Here is a 13,153-nt window from a genome sequence, read left to right as displayed (position 1 = left end):
TTCAAATTTGAGAATGATCTGATTCGACTTTTCGAGGACTTGTAAGACATTTACCAGCACGATCAGCGAGTGGATTTTTTGAGATATTCATACCTGATGTGCTTCCAGTTGACAAAGTGGGCGCTGGCTATGGCTATCGCACCAAGGGTTGAAAAAGTGATTTCGAACCATTCTGAACTAGAAGTATGACCAAACAAGAGGAGGGCGAACCCTAGGGTTACAATGATTAAGGCAAGTGGACGGTGGTGACACCGTCGGTAACCGATGATTAGAGCATAGAAGGCGATGATCAAACTGAAGAGGATCAGGGCAACTTCAATCCAGGGATTATTGAGATAGCCTAATCCCGAAAGGGATGTAAAGCTGATTAAAAGCGGAAGACCGCCGCAATGGATAGCACATACCAAAGAAGATATGAATCCGACATAATCTAGGCTAATAATGGTGTTTTTCATAAGAAAGCTGTAAATGCAATAGTGTTGCAATTATAATTTTCTTGATTAACAAATGCAACTATGTTGCGTTTTATAAAAATTTAGTTTGAATAGTAATCCAAAGCTTAAGCGGAGGGAACGTATGTACATGAAAAGGATGCAATGATTGGGTAGACCTTTTCTCAAAATGTATTTAACTTTATAGTTATCATTCGAATTTCAAAACTCAGACTCATGAATTATTTCAAAGCACCCCTTGCGTTATTGGTGATTTGCCTTTTCTCATTTCAAAGTTTTGGACAAGAGGACATATCCGCTAAAGTTGCCACGCTTCATCATTCAGAAAAAAGTAAAATTAGAAAACCGCTTTATGAGTTTCTAAGCACCTGGAACACCACAGCTCCCCAATTGAAGCCAGCAGAGAAAGCTATAGCGGCAAAAAAGAAGGAGAATCGGCAAAAAGGTAAAGATCCATTGGCTGGAACAAAAAGGCTACAAGAAAATTATGAGGAGTTGGTTTTTATGGATGGGACAGAACGTTCTTTTATAGCCGAAAGTTTTGCCTTGCCTATGCAAAGAGAACTTGAGGTGAAAGGAGCCTCACTTGAAGCAGAAGACATATATGCCGTTCATTATATTACCAAGTTTGTTCTGGGTGTTCCTAGGTTTAACCATGGGGAGTTAGATATCAATAACCTAACTCAAATCGACTCGGAATTGGCCAAACTCATCGAAGCTTACCCGGATAACGACGCACATAATCAAGAGGTGGATGGACATGTGATTGATGTTTTTAGAGAAGAAGCTCAGGCCTTTTATGACTCTTATGTGGCCAAAAACAAAGCCCAGTACAAAAAAGGTAAAGGAGCTAAGGGCTCTGAATTAACCAGTATGAATTGTGGTGAAAAGTACAAACTCCTAAAGGATCAGGGAATTATGCACTAATTCTCCTAGTGTAGTTTTAATCGATAACATAGCTAATTGTGTTAAACTCACGTCAATTGCTACTTGAACTAGGAAAGAAGCTGAATTTAACCGCCAGTTTTTTTACTTCTTTACTCGGTGTTGAATATTGCTTTTGTATTCGAAGAGAAGTTAGTTTGCAACTAGTTCTTTAAAGCTGAGTATGAAAATCAATCGTCTAATTCTATTTTTCTCTTTGTTAATTACTGCTATTTATGGCGAGTGTCAAATTCCTGTTGGATACTATTATGATTTAGATAATGAACCAATTGAAGGGTATTTTGATGTTCTCGATTATTCACCCGAAAATAGTGTTAACATTTCGATGAGCACCAATGAATTTATCTTGGGTAGCTATTTTAGTAACGGCGAGGAGAACTTTGGATTACTTAAATATCAAAACAAGAAAATCTGGTTTAAGTCTGATTATGAGGAAAAAAAAATAAAACTTGACCCAGATGATGTGGAATGGTTGATTCTTGGGGTTGATTCTTTTTTTACTGCTACTAATTTTAATGTTGAATATAAAGTAGGTCCAACAGTCCAAACGGACAAACAGTTTATGAAATATTTATGTGCCTTTGGAGACTTAGAATTTGCCGTTCATTATAGTTTTTCCTCTGGTATGGGGCAAATGTATGCCATGCAGTCACCTATGATTAAAACTTATCAGGTGCGTAAAAAGGGTAGTCATTTTTGGGAGAGTTTTCCACGAAGAAATAAAGCGTTTATCGATGTGGCTTTAAAGTACTTTGGACATATACCTGTTCTAAAGTCAAAAATAATGGAGAGAGAGTGGGATTATGAAAATATGTATTCATTGATTAAAATGGCTGAATATCACTATAAGTACAACAATGGGGATACTATTCATTTTAACGAGTATTGGGGTGAAGTAAGAAATATGGAGGTGGCCGTTTATACAGGTAAGGTCATTAATATAGAGGACAGTATATGGACTGTCAATTATTATAAGGGCAATTCAAAGTTGTATAGCGCTCAATACAGTTCTTTTTATCCGATGAGGAAGAATGGATTTTTTAAGAGTTTTTATGAAAATGGTGTTCTGAGAAAGGAAACAATATTTAAAAATGATCAAAAACAGACCGTTCGGACTTTTGATAGTCTAGGTGTCAATCAGTGTGTGTATACCTATCATGAAGTTGAGCAGGGATATGATATTGACGCTTATTTTAAATACTCCAAAACCTCAAATTCAGAAGACCAATATTTATCAGGTTCACGAACTGAGATAGTAAAGGATCAGATTTCTAATAGGCGAATTACCAACACTTATAAAGAAGGTATAAAGATAGAGTCGTTCAGTGGTAGTGAGTCTGACAAAGTGTACCAAAGCGTAGACTTGAATAACCTAACCAAATTCAAGGGATTTAATTCAATGTTGAAAGATCATTTAAGCAATAAAGAATTTTATGATGTAATTAAGGCAGATGCAGAGGGGTATCTTTTGGTCCACTGTATCGTAGATGAAAAAGGATTTGTAGAGACCTATAAGTTGTTGAATACATTACATCCTTTGTTCGACAATATGGTTAAGGACTTTTTATCAATTTATTGCGGTCCCGATCGTACATATTCATACAAGTTATTTAAACCTTTGAAGGTTGGTAAAGAGAAAGTGAAATTTGAAGTTGTGGTACCGGTTCAGGTTGTGATTAATGATTTCTATCGAGAATCAAATTATTATTATAACGATATGTTTATGCATCAGCAAATGATGATGCAGCAACAAATGATGGCACCCCCTCCGGCACCTAGTTTTTATTAATTGATTATGAATAACGATCCAGAATTAAGCGGCAAATACCTGGGAACGATTACCCAGGATTTCATCAAAGTATCAGACAATCTGAAAGAGGCTTCCTATCAAATTCGAAGCCGAGGATTTTCAGATTATCCTATTTTCCCGATTGCTAAGACAGATGTAGGCGTGGGTCAGATCCTGATCAAGCAAAAAGAATTGGATGCCGAATGGAATTATTCAGCGTCCTTTTTGGATGAGTTTGTTCAGCGTGATCTTGTGAAAGAAAAGAATGTAGATATCTTCAAAGAAGCTTACAAAAATCCGGATGAGTTTTGCTGTTTGTTTGTTGTAGATGAGAAATTCACCAATTTCATTTTCATTCCTTATCCTGAGGATTGATGCCTAAACCCCAAGTTGTAGATGTAATCATTCCCGTCCTTAATGAGCAAAATGCTGTAGGAATGGTCATTGATGAAATTCCGAAGGAACGAGTGCGTCATATCATAGTCGTGGACAATGGGTCTACAGATGATACGATGGAAGTGGCTAAGACTCGAGGAGCCGTGGTACTGGAAGAAGCAGCTCGTGGATATGGAAATGCTTGCTTGAAAGGAATGTCTTACATCGCTAGTCAAACTAATCTCAAACCTGATGCTGTCGTTTTTTTGGATGGGGATCATTCGGACTATCCGGAGTTTATTCATGCGCTGCTTGAACCAATAAGAGTGGGTAATGCCGATTTGGTGATTGGTTCCAGAGCCCTCGGTAGAAAAGAGAAAGGTTCTATGACCCCACAGCAGGTTTTTGGAAACTGGCTGGCTACTTATCTATTGAAGCTTTTATATAAAGTGCAATACACCGACTTGGGGCCATTTAGAGCTGTAAGATATGAGAGTTTGTTAGCCATGAATATGCAGGACAAAACTTATGGCTGGACAGTGGAGATGCAACTGAAAGCGGCCAAGCTGAAAATGCAAATAGCTGAAGTGCCAGTGAACTATCGCAACAGAATTGGTGTATCAAAGATATCCGGAACTATTAAAGGAACCATTTTGGCTGGATACAAAATCATTCAAACGATATTTAGATATTTGTAGATGGAGTGGATCGTAGTGGTCGTTTATTGTACGGCTTTGTTAGCCATATTTTTGTTCAGCTTGGGGCAGTTGCACTTAACCTGGGTATATACGCGTCCACAGCCCAAAATATCTCCTGCGTTCGATCAATCGTATGAGCCTAGGGTTACCGTCCAGCTCCCCATCTATAATGAAAAGTACGTGGCCGAACGATTGATTGATTGTGTGGTAAAACTGGATTACCCAAAGGAAAAACTAGAGATACAAGTGCTGGATGATTCTACGGATGAAACTGTTGGGATCATTGAAAAGAAAATAAAACACTACCAATCTTTAGGATTTGATATTCAGCATGTTATCAGGGAAGATCGCAAGGGATTTAAAGCTGGTGCTTTGGCCTATGGTACTGGGTTCTGCAAAGGAGAATTCACAGCCATTTTTGATTCCGACTTTTTACCCAATCCAGATTTCATCAAAAGAACGGTAGGCTATTTTGAAAATGACAAAATAGGAATGGTGCAAACCCGGTGGGGGCATGTGAATAAGAACTATTCTATGCTTACCGAAATGCAAGCTTTCGGTTTGGATGCACACTTTACCGTTGAGCAGGGGGGACGCAATCGTTCGGGAAGCTTTATGAATTTCAATGGTACGGCAGGTATCTGGCGCAAAGCCTGTGTGCTTGATGCAGGTGGTTGGTCTGCCGATACACTGACAGAAGATTTAGACCTCAGCTACAGAGCACAACTCAAGGGGTGGCAATTTCAGTTTGATGAATCTGTGGAATCTCCAGCAGAGCTACCAGTGATTATGTCAGCCATCAAATCTCAGCAATATAGGTGGAACAAGGGAGCCGCTGAAACCGCCAAGAAGAACTTATTTAAAGTTTTTAGGTCAGATCAATCCTTTAAGACTAAAGCGCATGCTGCTATGCACTTGTTGAATAGTAGTGTATTTGTATTACTACTTGTGGCTTCTATTTTGAGTATTCCCATGCTCTATATTAAGAATTCCAATCCAAGCTTAGCATGGCTTTTTAATCTGGGGAGTTTGTTTTTGATTGGATTCTTTTCAATTGCAGCCTTCTATTATGTAGGATTAAGGCAAATTGAGAAAGTTAAAACTAAGACAGCTTTCCTCAAGAAATTCCCTCTCTTTTTATCTTTTTCTATGGGGTTGGCGTTGCACAATGCAATTGCCGTGATGGAGGGGTATTTGGGTTTTAAAACACCTTTCATCCGAACCCCGAAATTTAACATCACCAAGAGATCGGAAAGTTGGTCTAGCAATCAATATATCAAACCCAAACTGACCTGGGGGACATTGGTAGAAGGGATGTTGTGTGTCTATTTTATTTGGGGAATCGCTTCGGCTTGGATGTTGCACGACTTTGGGCTAATCATTTTTCACCTGATGCTCGCCATAGGTTTTGGGATCGTGTTCTTTCATTCTTTGAAGCATATCAAACATGCCTAAAAAGCCATTTGGGTTGAAAACCGCCTGGCTTATTTTGGGATTACTTATTCCCATTCTTTGTATTCAATATGGTATGACCAGAAGTAGTGTCTGGCTCGTGCCTGTGTATGGTATTGCTTTCTTGTCTTACTTGTTTATTGTTTTCAAAGTTGAATTCAGTATTAAGCAACTGATGATCGTTGCGGTGGTGATAAGGTTAACTTTATTTTTTGGATCACCTTCTTTATCAGATGACTATTTTCGTTTCATATGGGACGGGCAGATTTGGTCAGCTGGTATAAGTCCATACCAGTCAACACCAGAAGCATTGATAGATGGCTTGCCGGATCAATATCAGCCACTTTATGAAAGTCTAAATTCACAAGTCTACCATTCTACTTATCCACCGTTTAGCCAGTACATCTTTTCTATACCCTCTCTTTTTGGAGTAAATGATATTTTCTGGTCTATGACAGTGATGAGGGTGATACTTTTGTTGTTTGAAATGGGAGCAATCTATCTGTTGTTTCATTTGACGAAGCGTGTTGCACGGGTTCTTATTTACGCACTGAACCCATTGGTTATGCTGGAGTTGACCGCTAATCTGCATTTTGAGGGCGTAGTAATCTTTTTTATTCTGCTGGCCTGGTGGTTTTATCAACAAAAGAAATGGGTAGGTGGGTCCGTGGCTTTATCTTTCGGTGTGTTAACCAAACTCACCCCATTGATGTTTTTGCCCATTTTGCTTAAGAAACTAGGTTGGAGAAAATCTTTATTGAGTTACTTTCTGATTGGGTTTGTTTTGGTAATCTTTTTCTTGCCTTTTCTGAGCCTGGAAATAGTAGCTGGCCTGGGCAGTGGTTTGGATCTTTTCTTTAGGAAGTTTGAATTCAATGCTGGCTTGTTTTTTCTTGTCCGTGAGATGGGATTTTGGATTAAAGGGTATGATGTAGTGCAGACTGCAGGACCCTGGCTTTCAGTGATTGCCCTTGTTTTAATTGTGAGCTATTCCGTTTTTATTGTCAACAACAAAACTGAGTGGGCAAAGGCTTTTTCTATTGTATTGTTTATTCAGTTGCTTTTCGCAACTACCGTTCACCCCTGGTATATCATACCACTATTAGCCTTTAGCAGCATCACAAAATTCGCTTTTCCTTTGGTTTGGTCAGGATTGATATTTTTGTCTTATCTCGGTTACTCGGATCAGGGCTATCAACATCCCTTGAGTTGGATAGCGCTAGAGTATGTTGTGGTCATTGGGTTGGCTGCCTTTGAATTATTGAAAAACAAACCGCTTCTTGAAAATGTCGAATGAAGCACTGATCATATTTGCTAAAAACCCTGAGTTGGGAAAGGTAAAGACCCGACTGGCTCAATCTGTAGGAAATGAGACGGCATTGGATATCTACCATAAGCTTGTGGCTTATACCCAAGAACAAACAGCCAACATTGAGGCGGAGCGGATTGTATACTATACTCAGGACGTAGATCACAATGATAATTGGAGGAAGGCGATAAGAAAAGTTCAAGCCAGTGGTGACTTAGGTCATAAAATGGCCGCTGCCTTTCGGGAAGAACTTAAGCAATATGATAGAGTATGTATTGTAGGTGCCGATTGTGCAGAACTCACATCGGCACACATTCAGCAAGCTTTCCAAAAACTAAAGAACAACGATTTTGTACTTGGACCTGCGAATGATGGTGGCTACTATTTACTTGGTATGAAAGCATTTGAACCTGGTTTGTTCGCCGGGATAGATTGGAGCACGGACAAAGTGCTTAGTCAAACGATTGAGGCTATCTCAGAGCTTAATAATAGTTACGCTTTGCTACCGAAATTGATAGATGTAGACACTATAGAAGACTGGAAACAGGTGAGTGAAAATTTCAAGTAAAAAAATTACATTTGAACTTTTGAATCAAAATCATTTGAAATGAAAAACAGTATTTACATTCTTGTTCTTGGAGTTCTTATTGTACTGGGTGCTTGTGATTCTGGAGTAGTTACTTCCGGTGGTGCCGAGAGTTTAGATAATTTACCTGATTATGCCGAAAGAGTAGAGTTTGATCATATGCCGGGCTTGGTCAAGGCCACAGTAAAGTTTGGAGAGAAAATTGAGCAGCAGGGAGAGTACTTTGATGGATATAGAAATGGAAGTTGGATTACTTATCATCCCAATGAATTGGTGAAATCCATTTCCACTTATGTCAGTGGAACCATGCACGGGACACATTTAGAGATGGACGATAAAGGCAATCTTACTTTGAAGGCCTATTATGTAAATGGGATAGAAGAGGGGGAGTTTATTTATTACAACAATGGAGTGATTACCGAAAAAAGAAACTATGTAGCGGGAGAATTTCAAGGGAAACGCTCTCAATACTATGATAATGGAAAGATCATGGAAGAAAGTAACTGGTATGATGGTAAGATGCACGGTACGGCCAAATGGTACGACCAAGACGGGAATGTGACTTTAGAGTATGAATATAGCAATGGCGTCTTGCTTAAAGACTAACTTTTGATAGCCTTCGGAAGATAGACTTTCTTTATCAGATCATCATTAAAATCAATCCTTTGGCATCAACTATTTGAACTATATTTGCGTTTTTCGATGCATAACAATATTTAAATAACAATAGACATGAACAAAGCAGTAGAAATTACAGACGGCAACTTCAACGACGTATTATCAACAGATCAGCCTGTATTGGTGGATTTTTGGGCAGAATGGTGCGGACCTTGTAAGATGATTGGACCTGTAGTGGAAGAGCTTGCTGGGGATTACGAAGGAAAAGCAGTAGTAGGAAAAGTAGATGTTGATTCTAACCCTGAAGTGTCTGCTAAATATGGCGTAAGAAGTATCCCAACTTTACTAGTATTCAAAAATGGTGAAGTAGTGGATAAGCAAGTAGGAGCAGTGCCGAAAAATGTATTGGCCGGAAAATTAGATGCTCAGTTGGCATAAGTAAGACCAACTCAAAGACATAAAAAAAACCATTCTGATATCAGAATGGTTTTTTTTATGTCTTTTGATACTACTGCTTAGCAATGGGTACTCTTATCATAGTAGCGTCCCATCCCATACTTAAAAACAGGTTGGTAGAATCAGAATCAAAAGCCATAGTAAACTGCTCTATGGTGTTTGGGTTGATTCGTGTTGGGATTTTCACCTTGAGTACATCCAGCGTATAGTCAGGTTCAAAATAGCCAAACTCACCAAGTTGGCTATTGAGTGAAATTTCCCAGTTGCTAAGATTAGGTACCGCATACATTCTGTATCGTCCGGCAGCCACTGACTCACCGGCAAAGCTCACATCCTGACTGAAAGTGATTTCAGTAGCATCATTCGCTCCTAATCTCCAATATTTCCCATAGGGAACCAAGGCGTCTTCGCTTTCTTCACCAAAGATCAATCGACCTTTTTTGTAGGGCTGGCAGTAATCAACTGAAACTGTTAAATCTCCCAGGCTCCCTTCCGCGGTAGTAAGCGGGCTGTGTGATCGTGTGGTGAATACGCCGTAGGCAAAGTACACTACAAATGCGATGACCAAACCAATGATTACTTTTTTAAGCATAGTGTTAGTTGTTTTTGTTTGTGAAAAATTGTTCGGCTAAAGTTCTGCAAGACTATCCTTTATTGCAAATCTGTTTGTAGGTACAGTACTGGCATTTTTGCTCATCTTCAGTTTGAGAGAAGGGGATGTTGGGGTTGAATATTTCCGTAAGCAGGTAGAGCAATACTTCCTTAAAGTCTTCTTCAAAGTCAGCATAATTGAGTACTGGTCTGTTTTTGCGATCAACGGTTTGCGTGAGTAGGGAATCAAATTTATTATCAAACAGATCTTTGCTGTTGAACAAACCAGGCTGAATAGGGCGTTTGAGGTCTGGATGGTTTTCTTTATAAAGCAGGCAATAATAGAAAAGCTGAAAGACTGCTTTATTCCTTTTGGAGGATTTTCCGTCTATCAAATCAAACATCAATCCAAATTTTCGATCATCCCTGCCAGATTTGTAGTCTAGCACTCTTACCGCTTCTCCATATTCGTCGATTCTGTCTATTACACCCTTGAGTCCAACTTCCACACTTCCGTCCATGGTTTCTATGGGGAAGTCTACATAGTAGTCTGTAGCCTCAAGTCCCAGGATCGTAAAAGGAGAATGGATCTCATCAAAACTTAAAATTCGCTGCATATAAGATTTGATGACCTCATAGGCGATCAATTGACGACCCGTTTGCCCTTGACTCTCTGAAAGCTTTTGTTCAGTAAATGACTGCTTAATGGCCTGATCTAATTCAGATTTGGCATGGTTCACATCTTCGGGTGTCCAGAGCTCCTTATGCTCATAAAGATGCTCCATCGCTCCGTGTAGCAGGTTCCCAAATAAGGATGGATCCATGTCTTCCAATAGTTCATTCGGCTCTTTGATTTTTTCGATGTGTTGAAAATAGAATTTAAGCTTACAATCAATATACGTATTGAGTGCAGAAGGAGAGAGCCTTTTGGTCGACTCAGAATCTGAGGTTAAAAATTCATTTAACTTATTTAATACGTCTCCGTTTTTTTGAATGGTTATTTCCGGAGGAGTCTCTGCAGTGATAGGATTTACCAATGAAGAAGTATTAATAGTCAGATTGGATTCGAACCGTAGCTGGCGCACGTAGCGACTCAATTCGCCATTGTGATTGAACTCGGAAATATTGTTGTACGAAATCCAGAGATTTTCAGCACTATGTAGCAAGCGATAAAACAAATAGGATTGCATGGCATCCTGATGTTCTACCGTTGGCAAATCAAAGGCTTTACGAATATTGTAGGGGATGAAAGAAGTATTTGAACTGTCTTTGGGCCACTTCCCCTCGTTCATTCCTATCACCAAAACATGTTTGAAAGAGAGATTTCTGGTTTCCAAAATTCCCATGACCTGAATACCCTTTTTGTGATCTCCGGATAGTGGCAGTTTTAGTGTATTTCCTAATTTCAAGAAGAGCTTGTTGAATGAAGTAAAGTTGAGTTGAACACTATGCTGCTTTAGGGCCGCATCAATTCTTTTTAAGGTACCATGAATCAAAACGGCTACAGATCGATCTATATCGGTGAGACTGTTGAGCTCAAGGTCATTAAAAAATGTGATGAGTTGATCACTGAGTTCTGATGTCTTGGATGCTGGCTTCAGCACGGAATGGAGCTCAGGAAATTCTTCGACAATATGCTCAACGGCTTGATAAACGTTATTATTCTTTATTCCAATGGAATCAAACTTATGAATACGTTCTTGACCGATTTGTAATAGATCATTGTATTCCAGGAGGCTTAAGACTTCTTTATGCTGAATTTTTTTCACTTCACTGGATTGATATTTGTCAAAGAGGGCAATCACTTTGCAAACAAAAAGGTAAATCCTGGACTGGGCTATGGGCCATCCCATGGTGACATTGACGTGTTCTATTTGCTCGGGTAGGGCATGCAAGGTGTTCTGAAGTAGTGATTCATCAGTCAGAATGATCAGTAGTTCTGATTGCTCAGCATTTGAGAGGTTTAAGGTGTCAATTTTTTGAGCGGCAGCCTTGATTTGTCCCATGCTAAAAGGAGCCGAGAGCACATCAATTTTAAGATTGGAATCATGGATTCGTTGGTTGAGGTCACGTTTTATACTTGGGCCGAAATGTTGGTCTGCCGCATACTCTCTATAAAATGTACCTGACTCTTGATTCTCATCATTGAAATAATATTCATCAACATCCCAGAAGATATCAGTTGTTCCAAGATCCAGATAGGACTTAATGATCTTTTCTTCCGCCTTAGTTAGGGCGTTGAAACCGGCAAACCATAGATTGACATTTTCTTTCTCTACATTTTCGGCATATTCTCGAAACATTCTCCCTTTATAAATTAGTCCACTTTCATTCAATAAGGTGTTGAACCGACTGTATAATTCAGCGAGTATGGACCAGGTTGAGATAAACTCATTTTGCTTCTTATTGGGAGTAGGGAGAAAGCCTTTCCAAAATCCTTGAATGATCTGTTGGTCCTTTTCTGATAAATGTTGAAAAGCTTCGTCAAGCTCTTTTTGCGATTTTATAACCCTGAAGATGTGCTCAACATCTACCAGGTAATTATCAATGTCATTGTAGTCTTTGAGGATCATTTCACCCCAAGGGAAAAAAGCATCAAAATCCTCTGGCTGTTTTACTATCTCTTTATAGGCTTTGTAGAGTAGAAAAATCATCTGTAGGTCATCAGCAAAATTTTTGCTTTGCTTTTGCTCCACAAATTCCTCGAAGCTCAGAATCACGGGAGACCAAATGGGTCGATTGTACAATTGTGCCAAGTAATCGGCAAAGTACACGCCGGCTCTTTTGTTAGGAAAGATGATGGTCAATTGATCACATTGCTCTCCAAACTGAGACTGGCATTTTTGTGCAAGAGATTTAAGGAAATTATTATGATTGGCCAAGGGCGTTTCGATGATTCGTTTGAACGTAAATTAAGAGGAAATTATGGTTGATGTCCATATGGTTTAGGAGGAAATTCAAAAAACTTGAAACAAACCTGTAGCTGCCATCAACCATTTCTGATTTTTTTTTGTTTAATTAGTGATTGCGCTAAAATGAACAAGAGAGCTATCCTAATAGATCATTTGTTATTTGGGTGTCTAAAAGTAACGCTGCGCAATTTTCCCTTGTGAATAATTATTACGCAAAATTTAATTTTTAAAACAAGGGTCTTTGCCTTTTAAGTTGATATATTTAAAAGGTTCAAATTTCAACCAAACGGGAATTGAAAAAAGAATAACAGTTCCCTTAAATCGTACCATATGAAAAATTTTCTACAATCTGTATTAATCGCTTTCTCCGTTGTTTTTGTTTCTTCTTGTAGTAGTGATGATCCTGAGCCTGTTGAGACGTTGCTGGATACTCATGAGGTAGGTACTTGGTACTTGAATGGGTTTATCTTTTCAGGAATAGAAGAGGCTTACGATAGTTATAATAATTCACAATACGATATTAGTTTACTTTCACTTAATGACGGATCTCCTTTGGTATATTATGAATTGAATATGGATGGTGATTCAGTATTTGAAAGGAAGCAAAAGTATTTTGGATATCAGGTGCTTAGAGATACTGGTGTTTGGGTTCTAGATTCTTTGACTCAAGTACTTACTTTGGAAAGCGACCTATTGGATGAGGAAGACTTTGAAGTTCTTCTTAACGAAGACAACAATCTTTATATGAGTCAAACTACTACCTTCCCTATGATTAGAGACGACTCCATTGATGCCTTAGAGGCTAGATATCCTGTGGATTCAGTCAGAGTATCATATTTCAACGATTCTCTTACGGACGATGAAAGAGCTGCCTATTATAAGAATGTTCCACTTGATTTGGTTTATGCCTTCTCAAGAGAGGAGTAATTCTAATATTACCTGATTTATTCTTATTAAATTTTTTTGATTG

At 38.8% G+C, this 13,153-nt stretch carries 13 protein-coding genes; 10 read left to right on the top strand and 3 right to left on the bottom strand.

Features of this window, described 5'->3' with window-relative positions:
• Positions 1 to 62: 62 nt before the first annotated feature.
• The gene (locus ACO6S2_RS14110) at positions 63 to 455 is read right to left on the bottom strand and encodes a MerC domain-containing protein (RefSeq protein ID WP_422359203.1); all 393 of its coding nucleotides are present in this window, start codon (positions 453 to 455) and stop codon (positions 63 to 65) included.
• A gap of 213 nt (positions 456 to 668) precedes the next feature.
• Here ACO6S2_RS14110 and ACO6S2_RS14105 point away from each other — a divergent pair, with 213 nt between their 5' ends.
• From ACO6S2_RS14105 to trxA, 9 genes are all read left to right on the top strand, one after another.
• Positions 669 to 1,379 (top strand): hypothetical protein, encoded by a 711-nt coding sequence (locus tag ACO6S2_RS14105; protein WP_422359202.1) that lies wholly within the window; start codon positions 669 to 671, stop codon positions 1,377 to 1,379.
• A 181-nt stretch (positions 1,380 to 1,560) separates the two neighbouring features.
• Positions 1,561 to 3,186, top strand: coding sequence for a hypothetical protein (locus tag ACO6S2_RS14100; protein WP_422359201.1), 1,626 nt, complete (start codon positions 1,561 to 1,563; stop codon positions 3,184 to 3,186).
• A 6-nt stretch (positions 3,187 to 3,192) separates the two neighbouring features.
• The gene (locus ACO6S2_RS14095) at positions 3,193 to 3,561 is read left to right on the top strand and encodes a hypothetical protein (RefSeq protein ID WP_422359200.1); all 369 of its coding nucleotides are present in this window, start codon (positions 3,193 to 3,195) and stop codon (positions 3,559 to 3,561) included.
• Positions 3,561 to 4,259 (top strand): glycosyltransferase family 2 protein, encoded by a 699-nt coding sequence (locus ACO6S2_RS14090; RefSeq protein WP_422359199.1) that lies wholly within the window; start codon positions 3,561 to 3,563, stop codon positions 4,257 to 4,259. The genes ACO6S2_RS14095 and ACO6S2_RS14090 overlap by 1 nt, the downstream gene beginning before the upstream one ends.
• Complete coding sequence (locus ACO6S2_RS14085) at positions 4,260 to 5,714, top strand: cellulose synthase family protein (protein WP_422359198.1); 1,455 nt, start codon at positions 4,260 to 4,262, stop codon at positions 5,712 to 5,714.
• Entirely contained in the window at positions 5,707 to 7,008 is a 1,302-nt protein-coding gene (locus ACO6S2_RS14080; RefSeq protein ID WP_422359197.1) for a glycosyltransferase family 87 protein, read from the top strand. The genes ACO6S2_RS14085 and ACO6S2_RS14080 overlap by 8 nt, the downstream gene beginning before the upstream one ends.
• Entirely contained in the window at positions 6,998 to 7,588 is a 591-nt protein-coding gene (locus ACO6S2_RS14075; protein WP_422359196.1) for a TIGR04282 family arsenosugar biosynthesis glycosyltransferase, read from the top strand. The genes ACO6S2_RS14080 and ACO6S2_RS14075 overlap by 11 nt, the downstream gene beginning before the upstream one ends.
• 39 nt (positions 7,589 to 7,627) lie before the next feature.
• Positions 7,628 to 8,212, top strand: coding sequence for a toxin-antitoxin system YwqK family antitoxin (locus ACO6S2_RS14070; protein WP_422359195.1), 585 nt, complete (start codon positions 7,628 to 7,630; stop codon positions 8,210 to 8,212).
• Between the two features lie 126 nt (positions 8,213 to 8,338).
• Positions 8,339 to 8,662, top strand: a complete 324-nt coding sequence (gene trxA, locus ACO6S2_RS14065; RefSeq protein ID WP_422359194.1) for a thioredoxin — start codon at positions 8,339 to 8,341, stop codon at positions 8,660 to 8,662.
• 70 nt (positions 8,663 to 8,732) lie between these two features.
• On the opposite strand, the gene ACO6S2_RS14060 is transcribed toward trxA, so the two are convergent.
• Together ACO6S2_RS14060 and ACO6S2_RS14055 are read right to left on the bottom strand one after the other, a co-directional pair.
• Complete coding sequence (locus tag ACO6S2_RS14060) at positions 8,733 to 9,272, bottom strand: DUF2911 domain-containing protein (RefSeq protein ID WP_422359193.1); 540 nt, start codon at positions 9,270 to 9,272, stop codon at positions 8,733 to 8,735.
• 52 nt (positions 9,273 to 9,324) lie between these two features.
• Positions 9,325 to 12,153: a PD-(D/E)XK nuclease family protein gene (locus tag ACO6S2_RS14055; RefSeq protein WP_422359192.1), complete on the bottom strand. Its 2,829-nt coding sequence runs from the start codon at positions 12,151 to 12,153 to the stop codon at positions 9,325 to 9,327.
• 360 nt (positions 12,154 to 12,513) lie between these two features.
• Here ACO6S2_RS14055 and ACO6S2_RS14050 point away from each other — a divergent pair, with 360 nt between their 5' ends.
• The gene (locus ACO6S2_RS14050) at positions 12,514 to 13,110 is read left to right on the top strand and encodes a hypothetical protein (protein WP_422359191.1); all 597 of its coding nucleotides are present in this window, start codon (positions 12,514 to 12,516) and stop codon (positions 13,108 to 13,110) included.
• The last annotated feature ends 43 nt before the right edge of the window (positions 13,111 to 13,153 follow it).

It is taken from the genome of Reichenbachiella sp., assembly GCF_965233835.1.
Taxonomy (GTDB): domain Bacteria; phylum Bacteroidota; class Bacteroidia; order Cytophagales; family Cyclobacteriaceae; genus Reichenbachiella.
Note: the sequence above shows the minus strand (reverse complement) of the source record. Positions and strands in the feature narration are given on the sequence as shown.